A 15764-nucleotide genomic window follows, 5' to 3' on the forward strand; every position below is an offset into this window, starting at 1 on the left:
CGGCCTGGGTCACGCCATAGGCCTCGCGCAGCGCGCGCAGCCGGGCACCGAAGGGCGTCATCCCCGCAGCCCCCGCGGCCGCCGCAGCAGCAGCACCACCGCGCCCGGGTTGCCGGCGGCGAAATGCGCCGCGCCGAGCAGCAGGGGCCGCAGCTCGGGCGCGTTCAGCCAGTGCGGCAGTTCCCGCCGCAGCACCCCCGGCTCCTGCCCGATCGAGCCCTTGCCGGTGACGATGGCGACGCAGCGCAGCCCGTCCTGCTGCGCCTCGTGCAGGAAGCGGCGGACGGCGGCATGCGCATCCTGGGCGCGGCGGCCATGCAGGTCGAGGGTGCGCTCCGGCCGGGTCTCGCCGCGGCGCAGCGACTTCCAGCGGCGGGCATCGAGACCGGCCGGCGCCTGGCCGATCTGCAGCTCGACGCCGCGATGCGGCAGCGCCGCGGGGGCCGGCTTCGGCACCAGGGCGGGCGCCGGCGCCTGGCGGGCGGCGGGCGGCGGCGCCGGCGGGGCGGCTGCCGGCGCCGGCAGCGCCTTCCCCGGCAGCGGCGCCACCTGCGCCCGCACCGTGTAGAGCTGCCAGAGCGCCCGTTCCGCCTCGGTCAGGCCGCGGCGCGGGCGGGGCTGCGCGGGCGCGGGACGCCCCGCCCCCGCCGCCCCGTTGCGCCGCGCCATCCCGACCCTCAGTCGCCCGGGGCGGCCGGCCCGCCCGGCACCGCGGCCGGCGGCGGCGGGGTGGCGTCGCCAGGCGGCAGGGCGGCGGGGTCGTCATCGACGAGGATGACGTGCAGGCGGCGCGGGCCATGCGCGCCGAGCTCGAGCGTCTGCTCGATATCGGCCGAGCGCGAGGGGCCGGTGACGAACATGATGTTGCGCGGCATGAAGCCGCCCGAGCGGGCGTCGCGGCTTTCCGCCCGCAGCCGGTCCCAGGCCTCCTCATAGGCGCCGACGATGGTGCTGGCGCGCAGCACCACCACCTCGGTCTCGACCAGCAGGTTCAGCGTCGTCGGGCGGCCGGGGCCGGAGGGCAGCATCAGCGTCCCCGTCTCGGCGATGCCGGCCCAGCCATGCTGCACGCTCACCTGGTCGGTCGGCTGCGCCCGGCGGCGCTCGAAGGCGAGCAGCGGCCGGTCGGCCCAGGGGATGCCCTCGAATTCCGGGTTGGGCGCAAGGACGAAGCGCGAGGGCAGGTTCTGCGCCGCGAGATACTCGGCCAGCGCCGCCGGCACGCCGTCGAGGTCCGGCACCCGCTCGACCGTGCCGAACTCCTTCTCGACGTTGCGCACGAAGAGCGCGACCTGGTCGGGCCGCGGCAGGCGCGAGCGGGCCGGGATCAGGTGGCGCGGATGGCTGGCCAGCCGCCCGCCCAGCATCGCCTGCTGGTCGGCCGGCAGCGGGCCGCGCTTCAGCCCGCGCCGGATGGCGCCGAGGATGGCGTCCTTGGTCATGCGCGGGGGCCGCCGCGCCGCGTCTTGGCGTAGCGGGCCATGAAGGTGCCGCCGGGCTCGGGCACCGGCAGGTCGCGCCCCTTGGTCCAGCCGCCCGCGAGCGGCAGGGAATGGAAGGCGCCCTTGCCGCGGCCGAGCAGGCCGAGCGCGCCGATCGCCGCCCGCGTCGCCCAGCGATAGGCGGTGGGACGGCGGGCGAACCAGGCCCAGAGGCCGATATTGGTCCGCTGCGCCGCGGGGGTCAGGTGCCGCTCGAACTCCCGCTCCCGCCAGTGGCGCATCAGGCCGGGCAACGGGATCTTCACCGGGCAGACGCTCTCGCAGCGGCCGCAGAAGGTCGACGCATTGGGCAGCAGCCCGGTCTTCTCGATGCCGACGAGGGAGGGTGTCAGCACCGAGCCCATCGGGCCGGGATAGACCCAGCCATAGGCATGACCGCCGACCGCGCCATAGACCGGGCAGTGGTTCATGCAGGCGGCGCAGCGGATGCAGCGCAGCATCTCCTGGAACTCGGTGCCGATCATGTTGGAACGGCCGTTGTCGACCAGTACCACATGGTACTCGTCCGGCCCGTCCAGGTCGGCCTCGCGCCGGGCGCCGGTGCTGAAGGTGGTGTAGACGGAGAAATCCTGCCCGGTCGCGCTGCGCGCCAGCAGCCGCAGCATGTTGCAGGCATCCTCCAGCGTCGGCACCACCTTCTCGATGGAGGCGAGGGCGATATGGACCCGCGGCAGGGTCTGGGTCAGGTCGCCATTGCCCTCATTCGTGACGATGACGCTGCTGCCGGTCTCGGCGATGAGGAAATTGGCGCCGGTGATGCCGACATCGGCGGCGATGAATTTCTCCCGCAGCTTGGTGCGGGCCTCGGCCAGGATGTCGCGCCGCTCGTGGAAGACGCGGTCGGGCGGCAGGTCGGTGTGCAGGCGGCGGAAATCCGCCTCCCAGTCCTCGCGGTTGAGGTGGAAGGCGGGGGCGATGATGTGGCTCGGGTGTTCCTGGCGGAGCTGCAGGATGTACTCGCCGAGATCGGTCTCGACCGGGCGGATGCCATGGGCTTCCAGATGCGCGTTGATCCCGAGCTCCTCGGAGATCATCGACTTGCCCTTGGTGACGGTCCGGGCGCCGGCCTTGCGGCAGATCTCGAGCACGGCGGCGCGGGCGTCGTCGGCGGTGCTGCACCAGTGCACCTGGCCGCCGGCCGCCTTCACCTTGGTCTCATAGGCCTCGAGGTAGAAGTCGAGATTGGCGAGGGTGTGGTTCTTGATGTCGCGGCCGATGTTCCGGAGCTGCTCGAATTCCGGCAGGTTGGCCACGGCCTGGGCGCGCCGTTGCAGGAAGGCGCCCTTGGCGGTGCCGAGCGCCTTCTGCAGGCCGGGGTCGGCCAGGGCGCGGGCGGCGTTCTCCTTGAAGGCGGGCGAGGTGATGGCGACCACGGGCAGGCTCCTGTCTGGGCGCGAGTGTAGCGTCTCGGGCAGGCCGGGTCAGCGGGGCCCGATCCGGGCCAGGACGAAGCGGAGCCGCGCCTCGACCGGCGCCAGCGGCAGCGGCACCGTCCGGTAGCCGAGCGCCGCATAGACCTCGCGCATCGCCGCATGGGTCGCGCAGGCCTCCTCGAAGGACTGCTTCCGCTCCCCGTCCTGGCCGAAGATCGCCGGCCAGGGCGGGGCGAGGAAGACCTCGGGCGCGTAGCGGCAGCCTTCGGCGGCGCGGCGCATATGGCCCGGCACCGGCAGGCCGCAAACCGTCAGGTAGCCGATGACGTCGGGGAGGCCGCGGTCGAAGATCACGGTGCCGCCCTGGGCGGCGGCCTCGCGGTAGGCGCGCAGCTCGGCGGCCAGCATCAGCTCGGCGAAGAGGCCACGGTCGGCCCAGGGCAGGGCGGGGCCGTCGATCGCCACCTGGTCCTTGATGATGGCCCGCCCGACCTCCGGCCGGTGCGCGAGGCCTGATGCCGCCAGCGCCGCGACCAGCGTGCTCTTGCCCGCGCCCGGGCCACCGGTGATGACGAAGAAGCGATTTCCTGCTGGCATCGGTCCTCCGGCGCGGGACAGGCGGCGGCCGCCTGATACCGAGCGCAGGCCGGCTTCACCGTCGCTCGCTTGGTATTACGGCCGCGCCTGCACCAGCCGCTTCGCCTCCTCGGTCGTCTCCGCCACCCGCCTGAGCTCGGCGCGTGCCTCGGCGAGGTCCTCCTCGCTCTGGTCCTCGAGGGCGATGAGGCGGTTGTGCGCGCCCTGCGTCGCCCGGATCAGCTCGTCGAGCTTCACATGGATCGCCTGGGTGTCGCGGTTCTGCGCATGCTGGATGAGGAAGACCATCAGGAAGGTGATGATGGTCGTGCCCGTGTTGATCACGAGCTGCCAGGTGTCGGACCAGGCGAAGAGCGGCCCGCTCACCGCCCAGACCACCACCGTCAGCAGCGCCAGGATGAAGGCCCAGGGCCGCCCGGCCTGACAGGAGGCCCATTGCGCGACACGCGCGAAGCGGGAGGGGTGCGGCTGGGGCATGGGCGAGGAACGCCCATGCCCCAGGCTTCGTTGCGGACGCGGCGATTAAACCTCTGCCATCTATTCGGCCGCGGCGGCGAAGAAGCGGTTCTTCAGCCCCTTCTGGTTCTCGTAGATCGAGCCCTGCTTGCCGGCCGGCGGCAGCGGCAGGCGCACCGGCACCGGGGCGAGGCGCGGCGAGAGCCCCGGCGTGCCGGCGACCATCAGCCGGTCATAGGCCTCGATCCCCTCGGGGAAGCCGAGCAGCGGCCAGGCATCGGCGGCGCGGAATTGGAACAGCAGCAGCCGCCGGTCGCGGTTCGAGGTGTTGGGCGCCGAGCCATGCACCGCCCGCACATGGTGGATGGTGATGGAGCCGGCCTTGCCCGTCAGCGGCACGGCGGCGCCGTAGTCCACCTCCTTCTTGCTCGGGTCCATGGCGCCGCAGAAGCAGCCGTCCTCGCCATGGTGGTCATGGACCACCGGGTCCTTGTGGCTGCCCGGGATGATCAGCAGCGGGCCGTTCTCCAGCTCCATGTCGTCCATCGTGACGCCGACCGCGGCCAGGTCGTCATTGGTGTGCGGGTAGAAGGCCCAGTCCTGGTGCCATTCCACCGCGGCGCCGAAGCCGGCGGATTTCAGGTTCAGCTTCGCCGTGTCGAAGCGGATGTCCGGGCCCCAGAGGGATTGCAGGCAGGCGACGATGCCGGGGTGGCGCACCAGCCGCCCATAGGCCTCGTGGTGCAGGTGCGGCGCCTTGATCCGCCGCACCCGCGGCTGCTGCGGCGTGTGGCTGTCCTCGAGGTCGTAGATCGCGTCATGCGCCGTCACCTGCCGCGCCCGCTCGACGAAGCCGTCGGTCACGGCGCGCAGCTCGGCGATCTCGGCCGCGCTCAGCACATCGGGGACGACGATGGCGCCGACCCGGTCGTATTCCGCCTTCTGGGCTTCGGTGAGCATGGTGCGTTTCCCGTCCTTCCTGTTGGTCTTTCCTGGGGGCCGATCCGCGTCAGCCCCGGTACCAGCGCCGCGCGGCGCGCTGCGCCTCGCGCATGCTCTCGGCCGGCGTCTGCTGGCCGGTGGCGACGCGGGCGAACATGTCGACCACGACCCAGTTCTCCACCACCGCCCCGGCCGCCGCGCTGATCGGGCCACGGAAGCCCTCGTAGAAGGGGGTGTCCATGCCGGCGCGGTAGACGGCGAGCTTGGGGTCGGAGGACCAGACCGCGCTCTCGGCATAGGCCTTCAGCGGCTGCGACCAGTAGCCGAGGCAGCCGGTGAGCCAGGGGTCGTACTGCTCCGCCTCCATCATGAAGCGGATATACTCCTTCGCGGCCTGCGGGTAACGCGTATAGCGCGGCACCATGGCGTTCAGCGTCAGCGCCGTCGACGGCGCCTTGGGCGCCTGGCCATGCGGCATCTCGGCATGGTCGGTATCGGCGGCGACCGCGTTCTGCGCCGCGTCATTCGCGGTCTTGGCCGAGAAATAGATGGAGACGCCGTTCTGCGTCAGCCCGATCTCGCCGGCGACGAAGGCGCGGTTGTTGGAGGCGCCGTTCCAGGCCATGGTCCCCGGCACCAGCGTCTCCTGCAGCGCCCGGGCGTAGTCGAGGGCCCGCGCCGTCGCCGGGCTGTCCAGCGTGACCTTGCCCTCCTCGTCCACCAGCGCCGCGCCATGCGACCAGAGCAGCCAATTGGCATAGGCCGGCGCGTCGCCCGGGGCGTGGCTGAGGGCGAAGCCGGCGGGATGGCCGATGCGCTTCAAGCCCTGGCAAAGCTTGAGGAATTCGCCGAGATCGTTCGGCATCGCCGCGAACCCCGCCTCCTGCAGCCAGGAGCGGCGATAGACCACCGGGCTGCTGCTGCCGCCCATCGGCAGGCCGAGCCAGGTGTCGCTGCGGTATTTGCGGCCATAGACCTGCGCCAGGTCGTACCAGCCGCCATATCTGGCGCCGAGATAGGTGGCGAGGTCGGTCATCTCCACCACCTTCTCGGCGTAGAGATGCGGGTCGGCGCCGAAGCCGATGATGACATCGGCGCCCTGCCCGGTGTTGTAGGCGACCGCCACCTGCACCGGCATGTCCGGCCAGTTCACGTAATCAACCCGCACCTCGATGCCGGTCTGCTCGGTGAAGCGGCGGGAATTGGCGTTGAAGATCGCCTCGTCCGGGTCGATGAACTTGGCCGGCCGCAGCACCCGCAACCGGGCGCCCGGCTCCGGCCGGTAGCCGGGCGACGGGACGTTGGCGACGGGGATGGCGCGCGCCGCGCGGGCGCCGAGGGCGAGCCCCGCGCCGAGGGTCCCGACGCCGAGCATCATGGCCGCGCGCCGGCCGGGCTTGCGCTCCTCTGACCCTGTCATGCCGTCCTCCCGTCTCTGTTGTTCCGGCGAGGCTAGAACAGCCCGGCGGAAGGTGGAATGACCCGATCGCCGCTTCCGCCGTGTTCCGGCCGGGACAAATGCGCTCCAGACCATGGTCCGTTCACCCGGGTTCACGGACCATGATCTAGCCTATTGTTTTGTCGCGTGATTCACGCCTTCGGTGTTTCCACCTCAGGCGATCACGCTCTAGCCTCCCCCGTCTGCTGGGGAGGAACGAGGATGAACCAGGCCATGGCCGGCTGGCCGGCGCGCATCGCCGCGGCGCCGGGGCTGGCGCGCCGCGGCGCGACGCTGGATGCGGACCTGCTGCTCGAGATCGGCGACCGCACCTGGCTGGCGGCGATCCGCCGCGGCCTGGTCACCGAGTTGCGCCGCGGCCCCTTCACCCTGCCCTCCTGGACCCTGGCGCTGCGCCTCTCGGCCGAGGGCATGGCCCGCTTCCTCGCCCCCGAGCCGGTGCCGGGCTGGAACGACCTGCTGGCGCTGCGCCGTCAGGGGGCGCTCGGCATCGAGGGCGACACCGCGATCTTCTTTGCCCATCTCGCCTGGTTCAAGGCGGCGCTCGCCCTGCTGCGGCAGGGGCCGCCGCGGCTGCGCGAGGTGGTGCCGCCGCGCCCCTGGGGCGAGCCGAGCTTCGAGCCGGTCGCCGGCCGCTATCTCCGCCTCGACATCGAGGGGCGGCCGCACCGCCTTTATGTCGAGGAGGCGGGCAGCGGCACCCCGCTGCTGCTGCTGCACACCGCCGGCAGCGACGGGCGGCAATGGCGCGAGATGCTGAACGATGCCGAGATCACCCGGCAATTCCGCTGCATCGCCTTCGACATGCCCTGGCACGGCAAATCCTCGCCGCCGCCGGGCTGGGAGCAGGAGGAGTACCGGCTGACCACGGCGGCCTATACCGGCCTGGTCATGACGGTGGCGCGGGCGCTGCGGCTGGAGCGGCCGATCGTCATCGGCTGCTCCATCGGCGGGCGGATCGTGCTCGACCTCGCCGCCGAGCATGCCGAGGCGCTGCGCGGCGTGGTCGGGCTGCAGGGCAGCGCCTTCACCGGCAGCTATTACGACCTCTCGGTGCTGCACCATCCGCGCATTCATGGCGGCGAGGTCTGCGGCGCCATGGTCTCCGGCCTCATCGGCCCGGCGGCGCCGGAGGCGGCGCGCTGGGAGACGCTCTGGCACTACATGCAGGGCGGCCCGGGCGTGTTCCGCGGCGACCTGCATTTCTATGCCGAGGAGGGCGACCTGCGCAGCAAGCTCGGCCGCATCGACACCACGCGCTGCCCCGTGGCGCTGCTGACCGGCGAGTTCGACTATTCCTGCCGGCCGGAGGACACCCGGGCGACGGCGGCGGCGATCCCGGGGGCGCAGGCGGTGATCATGCCCGGGATCGGGCATTTCCCGATGAGCGAGAATTGGCCCGGGCTGAAGCCGCATCTGCTGCCGGTGCTGCAGGAGATGGCGGGGCGGGGGTGAGGGCGGCGCGCAACGCCGGCCGGCGCCTCAGGGCGCCGGCACCCGCATGAGGTAGCTCTGGAACACCGCCACATGCACCAGGGCGCTCTCGCCGCCATTCGGCCAGAGCTCCTCGCTGCGGAAGCGGACATCATAGGTCGGCTCGTCCGCCGCCTCGACGCCATGCGCATGCGCGTCGGGGAAGGGATAGGCCGGACTCTCGCTCACCACCACGCCGCGCTTGCCGCGGATATAGCCGGGCATGCGCACATGGCCGGCGAAATGCTCGTCCCGCACCTGCACATGGTCACCGGGCCGGAAGGTCTCGCGGTCCGGCGCATTGCCGCGGCCGGGGGCCGAGGGCCGGGCGAGCGGGAAGCCGCCGCCGGCGGCCGCCTCGAGCGCCTCCCGCGTCAGCACCCCCTTCTCCACGCAGAGCGTGGCGAGGGAGGTCATGGTGCGCTCGAAATAGCTGGCCGAGAGATAGTGCCGCGGCTCCATCCGCTCGATGGCGTGGCGGTACTCGTCCATGTTGAAGATGCCGCGCTTCACCGCGAGGGAGTAGAGCGCGTTGATCCGCTTCTCCCAACCCGCATGGAAGGCCGGGGCGAATTCCGTGTGCCGCACCGGCCCGAAGCCCTGCCTGCCGCCGAGATCGTGCACGCCGTCCATCGCATTCCCTCCCTACGTCAACACCCGTCGGGCCGGCGTTACAGCCGCGAGACGCCGATCATGGAATCCTGCGTCACCAGCGCCGCCAGCCGCTCCTCCGGCCAACCGATGCTCTCCGGCGGCTGCACCGGGAGCACCATGTAGCGCGTGTCGGCGGTGGTGTCCCAGACGCGGATCTCGATGTCGGGCGGCAGGTCGAGGCCCATCTCCCGCAGCACGCTGCGCGCCTCCCGCACCACGCGGGCGCGGTATTCGAGATCCTTGTACCAATCCGGCGCCAGCCCGATGATCGTGAAGGCGGTGCAGGAGCAGAGCGTGCAGACGATCACGTTGTGCACCGTCGGCGTGTTCTCCAGCACCACGAGATGGCGGTGATGCGGCGGCATGGAGAGGCCGAGCTCCTTCACCGCCTCGCGGCCATCGGCGAGCAGGCGGGCTCGGAAGGCCGGGTCGGTCCAGGCCTTCGCCACGACGCGGGCGCCGTTCTGCGGCACCCACTTCTCGTCGGCATGGGCGATGAACTCGTCGGCGAAGGCACTCGCCCCCTGCCCCGCCTCGTTCAGGAGCTGCTCGATCGCGGCGGCGCGCTGCTCGACCGGCGCCACGGCCGGGCGGGGCGCGGAGGCCGGCACATGCGAGACCAGGACGCGCTCGGGGATGGTGCGGCCATCGGGCATGGGATCGCCTCCTTCTCGTCGGGTCGGCCCGCCCCACGCCGTCACGGCCCCGGCAGGCGGGCCGGGCCGTGACGCATCACGCGGGCAGGCAAGGTCCGCACCATCGCATGCCGGGCCGGCGGCGTCACGCCGGCGCTCAGCAGCGATGGCGTGCCTCGCCCGCATCGGCCGCAGCACCCGCCGCCTGGGGCATGTTCCGGTCACCCGCCTTCACGGCAAAAGCTCCAGCCTGTCATTGTCGGAGCCTCTTCACCCGATCAGGTGAATCCGCCTGATCGGGATCCGTTCTCGAGCATGATCGCCTGAGATGGCATCACCGAAGGCGTGCCTCACGCGACCCAACACCGCGCCGGACCAGGGTCCGCGAACCGGAGGGAGCGGATCGTGGTCCGGCGGGCCACGCCTTGCCTCGCCGGAATCCCCCCGGCACCATCGGGCCCGGATCGGGCGGGAGTGGACGTGGCGAGGATGCAGGCAGCGGCAGGTTCCATCGACGGCGCCTGCCCGGCGATCCCGGCGCGGCGCGGCGCCCCGGCCGCATCATTGCCGCGCCGGGCCCTGCTCGCCGGCCTCCTCGCCGCGCCCGCCTGCGGCGGCCGGGCGCGGGCGCAAGCCGGCGCCGACGGGGCGGCGGTGACCCTTCCCGGGGCCACGGAGCGGCTCCTCACCGCGCGCGGCGGCGCCGCCTATCGCCTCATGATCGGCAAGCCGCCCGGCGACCCGCCCGCGGCGGGCTGGCCGGTCCTCTACCTGCTCGACGGCAACGCGGCCTTCGCCACCGCCTATCACGCCATGCGCTCGCAATCCGCGCGCCCGGTGGGGACCGGGGTGCTGCCGGCGCTGGTGGTCGGCATCGGCTATCCGACGGAGGAGATGCTGGACCTGCGCCGGCGCGCCCTCGACTACACGCCGGCGCTGCCGCCGCGCGCCGCCGGCGATCCGCCGCCGGCCCCGGACCTGTTCCCGGCGCCGGGCCCGACCGGCGGCGCCGAGGCCTTCCTCGATCTCCTCGCCGAGACGGTGCAGCCGGCGGTTGCCGCCGCCCATCCGGTCGATGCGCGGCGGCAGGCGCTGTTCGGGCATTCCTATGGCGGGCTGCTGGTGCTGCACGCCCTCTTCACCCGCCCCGGCGGCTTCCGTGACTATCTCGCCATCAGCCCCTCGATCTGGTTCGGCGACAGGCTGGTGCTGCGGGAGGAGGCGCGCTTCGCCGCGGCCCCCGTGCCGGCCGGGCTCGGCCTGTTCATGGCGGTCGGCGGCGAGGAGCAGAGCCTGCCGCCCGGGCAGCGGCAATCGCCCGATGCGGCGGCGCGGGCGGCCCTGCTCGGTCGGCGCGCCATGGTGGAGGGCGCGCGCGCCATGGCCGGCCGGCTGGCCGCCCTGCCCGGGCTGCGCACCGAATTCGTCGAGGCGGCGGGGGAGAACCACGCCTCCGTCGTGCCCACGGTGATGAGCCGCGCGCTGCGCTTCGCCTTCTCGCCGGCCGGATAGGGCCGGCCCGGCGGAGGAAGGCCGGCGAACAAAGGCCGGCGGAAAAAGGGAAGGAAACGCCATGAACGACATCCGCATCCTGGCCCGTGGCCTCGGCTTCCCGGAGGGGCCGGTGGCGATGGCGGATGGCAGCATCCTGCTCACCGAGATCAATGGCGGCTGGGTCACCCGCGTCGGGGCCGATGGCCAGGTGACGCGGCTGGGCCAGGCGGCGGGCGGGCCGAACGGGCTGGCGCGGGCGCCGGATGGGGCGCTGATCCTCTGCAACAACGGCGGCAGCCGCTACCTGCCGGACAGCTTCATGGGGCAGGGCCCGTCCGACGACTACGAATACGGCTCGGTCGAGCGGGTCGATCCGGCGACCGGCGCCCGCCGCCTGCTCTACAAGGCGGCCAACGGCCACAAGCTCTCGGCGCCGAACGACCTGGTCTTCGATCGGCATGGCGGCTTCTACTTCACCGATCTCGGCAAGCGCTACGCGACGTCGCGCGACCATGGCGGGCTGTACTACGCCATGCCGGACGGGTCCTCGGTGCGGGAGATCGCCTATCCGATCCTGAGCGCCAACGGCGTCGGCCTCTCCCCGGACGAGGCGACGGTCTATGTGGCGGACACCGAATCCGCGCGCCTCTGGGCCTTCACGGTGGAATCGCCGGGCGTGCTGCGGAAGGAGCCCTTCCCCTCGCCGCATGGCGGGCGTTGCCTCGGCAGCCTGCCGGGCTTCTGCCGCTTCGACAGCCTGGCGGTCACCGCCTCCGGCAATATCTGCGTGGCGACGCTCGTCACCGGCAAGATCACGGTCTTCGCGCCGGATGGGCGGGTGCTCGACCAGGTGGCGATGCCGGACACGCATCCGACGAATATCTGCTTCGGCGGGCCGGACATGCGCACCGCCACCATCACCCTCTCGGGCGAGGGGGCGCTCGGCCAGATGCGCTGGCCGGAGCCCGGGCTGCGGCTCAACTTCCAGCAATAGGCCGGGGCGACGAGCGTCGGGCAGGGGCGCGCCAGGATGAACCGTTCAGGGATCGGCGACCGGCCGCGGCGGCGCGAGGACCAGCGCTTCCTCACCGGCGCCGGGCGCTATCTCGACGATCTGGCCTTCGAGGGGCTGGCGCATGCCGCGCTGCTGCGCTCGCCGCATGCGCATGCGGCGATCCGCGGCATCGAGACGGCGGCGGCGCGCGCCAGCCCCGGCGTGCTCGCCGTGCTGACCGGCGCCGAGCTGCGGGCGGATGGGCTGCAGCCGATGCGGCCGAGCCTCGAGACCAACGCGCAGACCGGCGAGCGCCTTGCCTTCCTGCCGCAGCCCCTGCTGGCCGAGGACCGGGTGCGCCATGCCGGCGAGCCGGTGGCGCTGGTCGTCGCCGAGACGCGGGCGCAGGCGCTGGATGCGCTGGAGCGCATCGCGGTGGACTACGCGCCGCTGCCCGTCCTCACCACCGCCGCAGCGGCGCGGGCGCCCGGCGCGCCGCAGATCGCCGAGGGCGTGCCGCGCAACACCTGCCTCGACTGGCGCTGGGGCGACCATGCGGCGGTCGAGGCCGCCTTCGCCCAGGCGGCGCATCGCGTCACGCTGCGGCTGCGCAACCACCGCATCGTCACCTGCCCGATGGAGCCGCGCGGCGTGATCGGCGCCTGGGACGCGGTGGCGGGGCGCTATGTCGTGCATCTCTCCAGCCAGAACATCCACGGCATCCGCGACCTGGTGGCGCGCGCGCTGGCGGTGCCGCCGGCCGCCGTGCGCTGCATCGCGCCGGATGTGGGCGGCGGCTTCGGGGCGAAGAATTTCCTCTACGCCGAGCATGCGCTGCTGCCCTGGGCGGCGCGGCGGCTGGGCCGGGCGGTGAAGTGGATCGCCACCCGTTCCGAGCTGTTCCTGAGCGACCACCAGGCGCGCGACCACGCGGCGGAGGCGACGCTGGCCCTGGATGCGGAGGGGCGCTTCCTGGCGCTGCGAGTGGCGAGCGAGGCGAATATCGGCGCCTATCTCATCGGCGGCATGGCCGGGGTGCACACCAACCAGTACGTGCATCTGCAGGGCACCGCCTATGCCATCCCGGCCATCGCCCTCGAGGTGCGGATGGTGCTGACCAACACCGTGCCGGTCGGCGTCACCCGCTCGCCGGGCTTCGCCGAGGCGATCAACGTCATGGAGCGGCTGATCGACGCCGCGGCGCGGCAATGCGGCTTCGACCGGGCGGAGCTGCGGCGGCGCAATTTCGTCCCGGCCGCGGCGATGCCGATGACCAATGCGCTCGGCTTCTCGGTCGATAGCGGGCGGTTCCGCGAAAGCTTCGATGCCGCGCTGGTGCTGGCGGACCTGCCCGGCTTCGCTGCCCGGCGGGCGGAGAGCCGGGCGCGCGGGCGGCTGCGCGGGCTTGGCTTCGCCTATCACCTGAAGGGCACCGGCGGCGCGCCGCAGGAGAATGTCGAGATCCGCTTCGAGGCGGATGGCAGCGTCTCGCTCCTCACCGGCACGCAGGCCATCGGCCAGGGGCACGAGACCACCTTCCCGCAGATCCTGGCCGACCGGCTCGGCCTGCCGGACGGGCTCATCCACCTGCGCCAGGGCGATACCGACCTGGTCCCGATCGGCGGCGGGCATGGCAGCTCGCGTGCCACCTACATGGCCGGCACGGCCATCTGGCGGGCGGCGGAGGAGGTCATCGCCAAGGGCCGGCGGATCGCCGCCGCGGCGCTGGGCGGCGAGGCAGCGGACATCCGCTTCGCCGATGGCCTCTTCTCCCTGGCCGGGAGCAACCGCAGCATCGGCCTGCTCGATCTCGCCGGGCTGGCGCGGGAGGCGGGGACGCCGCTCGACACCTACCACCACTGGACGCGCCAGCACATGACCTTCCCGAACGGCGCGCATGCGGTCGAGGTGGAGATCGATGCCGAGACGGGCCAGGCCTCGCTGGTCCGGCATGTCGCCGTCGATGACTACGGCGTGCTGGTCAACCCCGTGGTCGCGGCCGGGCAGGCGCATGGCGCACTGGCGCAGGGGGCGGGCCAGGCCTTGCTGGAACACGCCGTGTATGACGCGGCGGGACAGCCCATCGCCGGCTCCTTCCTCGACTATGCCCTGCCGCGCGCCGGCGACCTGCCGGCCTTCCTGCTCGCCTTCAACCCCTCCCGCTGCACCACCAACCCACTCGGCGTGAAGGGGGCGGGGGAGGCGGCGGTCGGCGGGATCTTCCCCGCGATCGGCAATGCGATCCTCGACGCGCTGGCGCCCCTGGGGGTGACCCGCTTCGACGGGCCCGCGACGCCCTTCCGGATCTGGCAGGCGATGCAGGCGCCGGGGGATCGAACCGTCGAGCCGTGACGGGAACCCGGCGGGCCCTGCGCCGCCGGGCCGCACGCCCGATCAATGCGCGGCAAGTTTAATCCACCATCTGTAGTTCTACCTGTCCGCGATTATTGCGGCCAATGAGAACTATTCAGCTATTGCCGCCAAGAAAAAGCAATCAAAGATACATTCTCCAAAATGCGGTTCTTATTTTGAGGAATGTATCAAATTTGTGAGGATTGCCGCCGTAGACACCCCTTCGATTCGAGAATATTACGAAACACTAGATGATACGTGTTCGTGACGGGTGGTCGAAATGCGCGAAAAAATTCCGTGCGGATTGTCTGTGTCGAACCGTTTCGACACAACCGAGGGCGGCGGTATTTTAAATATACTTACAATACCAAAAATAGATCTTCACGCACTGGAAACAACCAGGACGTTTCTGCCCTAGAGCGTCCGCGCCGTGCGCTGAGCCGTCTCCATTTTGGGATGGGACCATGGATCGACATTTCCGCCGTGCACAACCTGGCTCGGATGCGAGCGGCTCCGCTCCTTCGGTGAGGATCTATGCCGAAAGCAGTCTCGCCGCCCCGCTCTTTCCCCCCACCCTTGTCGAACCCGGACGAGGCCAGCGCAGCGTCACGCAACGGCAGACGGCGCATGTCCTGGGGAATTTCGCCGAACTGGCCTTCATCCTCCTGGCAGGCTTCGGCGTCATCGAGATGTCCGGGACCACCACGCCGGAACGGATCCACATCTCGCTGATGTTCACGTCCATCGTGGCGGTGTCCTATCTCGCCAGGCGGCTCCTGAACTACACGCGCAGATCGTCCCTCGTCGCCGTCTACACCACCCCGGCGCAGGTGGCCGCCAGCCTCGGGCTGGGATTTGCCACCGTGCTCTGCGTCGAGGCCCTGCATGGGGTGACCGATGTCCGGTTCATCGCCGCCTGGGCGCTGGTCTCGATCATCCCGATCTTCCTGATGCGGGTCATCATGCGGGACTCCGGCTGGGCCCTCACGCCGGGCGGCATCGCCATCCTCTGCGATCGCGGCATGACCGGCACCGTGTCGGCCATGCTCAGCGAAGACCTGCGGCCCGCGGTCGTCTGCAGCCTCGCCCATGACGATCCGACGGCACTGGCGAAGCTGCGCCTGCTCGTCGATGACGGGGTGGTGGAGGCCGTGCTGCTCGCGGCCGTGCCGGCCGATCAGCAGGAGCGGATCCTCAACCACGTCGCCGAGTTGCCGGTCAGCATCTACCTTCCCGCCCAGGCGAGCGCCGCGCGGGCCGTCACGAGCGACGTCGTCGAGTTCCTGCCGAACATGCTCAGCGGTCATACCGGCCTGGCGAAGCGGGCGACCGACATCATCGGCGCGGCGTTCGGCCTCGTGCTCTGCGCGCCGCTGATCCTGCTGGCCGTCCTGCTGATCCGGCTGGAATCGCCCGGGCCCGCCTTCTTCCGGCAGCGCCGCTTCGGCTGCGGCGGCAGCACCATCACGGTGTGGAAGATCCGGTCGATGTACGCCGATCGCGGCGATGCGACGGGCCAGCACCGCACCGCCTCCCGGGACCCGCGGGTGACGCCGATCGGGCGCATCCTGCGGCGCCTCAGCATCGACGAGCTGCCGCAGCTCCTCAACGTGCTGCGCGGCGAGATGAGCCTGGTCGGCCCGCGCCCCCACGCGGTCAGCATGCAGGTCGAGGGCAAGCATTACCGCGAGGCCGTTGCCGGCTACCCGATCCGCCACCGGGTGAAGCCAGGCTGTTGATTGCCACTGAGATCTGACCTGGTTTGGGGTGAAGTTGCCACTGAGAGTTGACCCATGTTCGGACGCTAGCCTCGGCTTTCTGGGCGGAGGCGGC

General features: G+C 71.7%; 14 protein-coding genes. 5 read left to right on the forward strand and 9 right to left on the reverse strand.

What is annotated here, in order from left to right; all coding sequences use genetic code 11:
- Positions 1-57 precede the first annotated feature (57 nt).
- The 7 genes from DOO78_RS25875 to DOO78_RS25905 form a co-directional block, all read right to left on the reverse strand.
- Positions 58-669, reverse strand: coding sequence for a Smr/MutS family protein (locus tag DOO78_RS25875; protein ID WP_111472773.1), 612 nt, complete (start codon positions 667-669; stop codon positions 58-60).
- A gap of 8 nt (positions 670-677) precedes the next feature.
- On the reverse strand, positions 678-1442 hold the full coding sequence (locus DOO78_RS25880; protein ID WP_111472774.1) for a LutC/YkgG family protein: 765 nt from the start codon (positions 1440-1442) through the stop codon (positions 678-680).
- Complete coding sequence (locus DOO78_RS25885; RefSeq protein WP_111472775.1) at positions 1439-2875, reverse strand: lactate utilization protein B; 1437 nt, start codon at positions 2873-2875, stop codon at positions 1439-1441. The genes DOO78_RS25880 and DOO78_RS25885 overlap by 4 nt, the downstream gene beginning before the upstream one ends.
- A gap of 48 nt (positions 2876-2923) precedes the next feature.
- On the reverse strand, positions 2924-3472 hold the full coding sequence (locus tag DOO78_RS25890; RefSeq protein WP_111472776.1) for an AAA family ATPase: 549 nt from the start codon (positions 3470-3472) through the stop codon (positions 2924-2926).
- 75 nt (positions 3473-3547) lie between these two features.
- Complete coding sequence (locus DOO78_RS25895) at positions 3548-3949, reverse strand: low affinity iron permease family protein (RefSeq protein WP_111472777.1); 402 nt, start codon at positions 3947-3949, stop codon at positions 3548-3550.
- A 60-nt stretch (positions 3950-4009) separates the two neighbouring features.
- On the reverse strand, positions 4010-4888 hold the full coding sequence (locus DOO78_RS25900) for a phytanoyl-CoA dioxygenase family protein (protein WP_111472778.1): 879 nt from the start codon (positions 4886-4888) through the stop codon (positions 4010-4012).
- 49 nt (positions 4889-4937) lie between these two features.
- The gene (locus DOO78_RS25905; protein WP_111472779.1) at positions 4938-6290 is read right to left on the reverse strand and encodes an ABC transporter substrate-binding protein; all 1353 of its coding nucleotides are present in this window, start codon (positions 6288-6290) and stop codon (positions 4938-4940) included.
- A gap of 240 nt (positions 6291-6530) precedes the next feature.
- Here DOO78_RS25905 and DOO78_RS25910 point away from each other — a divergent pair, with 240 nt between their 5' ends.
- Positions 6531-7784, forward strand: coding sequence for an alpha/beta fold hydrolase (locus DOO78_RS25910; RefSeq protein WP_207803070.1), 1254 nt, complete (start codon positions 6531-6533; stop codon positions 7782-7784).
- Positions 7785-7811: 27 nt separating this feature from the next.
- Here DOO78_RS25910 and nthB read toward each other — a convergent pair whose 3' ends face one another.
- Together nthB and DOO78_RS25920 are read right to left on the reverse strand one after the other, a co-directional pair.
- Positions 7812-8435 (reverse strand): nitrile hydratase subunit beta, encoded by a 624-nt coding sequence (gene nthB / locus DOO78_RS25915; protein ID WP_111472780.1) that lies wholly within the window; start codon positions 8433-8435, stop codon positions 7812-7814.
- Positions 8436-8473: 38 nt separating this feature from the next.
- Complete coding sequence (locus DOO78_RS25920) at positions 8474-9112, reverse strand: nitrile hydratase subunit alpha (RefSeq protein WP_111472781.1); 639 nt, start codon at positions 9110-9112, stop codon at positions 8474-8476.
- 453 nt (positions 9113-9565) lie between these two features.
- On the opposite strand from DOO78_RS25920, the gene DOO78_RS25925 reads away from it, so the two are divergent.
- The 4 genes from DOO78_RS25925 (at position 9566) to DOO78_RS25940 (ending at position 15670) form a co-directional block, all read left to right on the forward strand.
- Positions 9566-10603 (forward strand): alpha/beta hydrolase, encoded by a 1038-nt coding sequence (locus tag DOO78_RS25925; RefSeq protein WP_243634800.1) that lies wholly within the window; start codon positions 9566-9568, stop codon positions 10601-10603.
- A 61-nt stretch (positions 10604-10664) separates the two neighbouring features.
- On the forward strand, positions 10665-11579 hold the full coding sequence (locus DOO78_RS25930) for an SMP-30/gluconolactonase/LRE family protein (protein WP_111472783.1): 915 nt from the start codon (positions 10665-10667) through the stop codon (positions 11577-11579).
- A gap of 36 nt (positions 11580-11615) precedes the next feature.
- Positions 11616-13931 (forward strand): xanthine dehydrogenase family protein molybdopterin-binding subunit, encoded by a 2316-nt coding sequence (locus DOO78_RS25935; RefSeq protein ID WP_111472784.1) that lies wholly within the window; start codon positions 11616-11618, stop codon positions 13929-13931.
- A gap of 524 nt (positions 13932-14455) precedes the next feature.
- On the forward strand, positions 14456-15670 hold the full coding sequence (locus tag DOO78_RS25940) for a sugar transferase (RefSeq protein WP_207803071.1): 1215 nt from the start codon (positions 14456-14458) through the stop codon (positions 15668-15670).
- The last annotated feature ends 94 nt before the right edge of the window (positions 15671-15764 follow it).

Origin of the sequence: Roseicella frigidaeris (genome assembly GCF_003258945.1) — a bacterium.
GTDB classification, from domain to species: Bacteria; Pseudomonadota; Alphaproteobacteria; order Acetobacterales; family Acetobacteraceae; genus Paracraurococcus; species Paracraurococcus frigidaeris.

Coding starts and splice junctions, on each gene's coding strand:
- DOO78_RS25930 (WP_111472783.1), top strand. CDS start 10,665: ATGAACGACATCCGCATCCTGGCCCGTGGCCTCGGCTTCCCGGAGGGG.
- nthB (WP_111472780.1), bottom strand. CDS start 8,435: ATGGACGGCGTGCACGATCTCGGCGGCAGGCAGGGCTTCGGGCCGGTG.
- DOO78_RS25935 (WP_111472784.1), top strand. CDS start 11,616: ATGAACCGTTCAGGGATCGGCGACCGGCCGCGGCGGCGCGAGGACCAG.
- DOO78_RS25880 (WP_111472774.1), bottom strand. CDS start 1,442: ATGACCAAGGACGCCATCCTCGGCGCCATCCGGCGCGGGCTGAAGCGC.
- DOO78_RS25900 (WP_111472778.1), bottom strand. CDS start 4,888: ATGCTCACCGAAGCCCAGAAGGCGGAATACGACCGGGTCGGCGCCATC.
- DOO78_RS25875 (WP_111472773.1), bottom strand. CDS start 669: ATGGCGCGGCGCAACGGGGCGGCGGGGGCGGGGCGTCCCGCGCCCGCG.
- DOO78_RS25910 (WP_207803070.1), top strand. CDS start 6,531: ATGAACCAGGCCATGGCCGGCTGGCCGGCGCGCATCGCCGCGGCGCCG.
- DOO78_RS25905 (WP_111472779.1), bottom strand. CDS start 6,290: ATGACAGGGTCAGAGGAGCGCAAGCCCGGCCGGCGCGCGGCCATGATG.
- DOO78_RS25920 (WP_111472781.1), bottom strand. CDS start 9,112: ATGCCCGATGGCCGCACCATCCCCGAGCGCGTCCTGGTCTCGCATGTG.
- DOO78_RS25895 (WP_111472777.1), bottom strand. CDS start 3,949: ATGCCCCAGCCGCACCCCTCCCGCTTCGCGCGTGTCGCGCAATGGGCC.
- DOO78_RS25890 (WP_111472776.1), bottom strand. CDS start 3,472: ATGCCAGCAGGAAATCGCTTCTTCGTCATCACCGGTGGCCCGGGCGCG.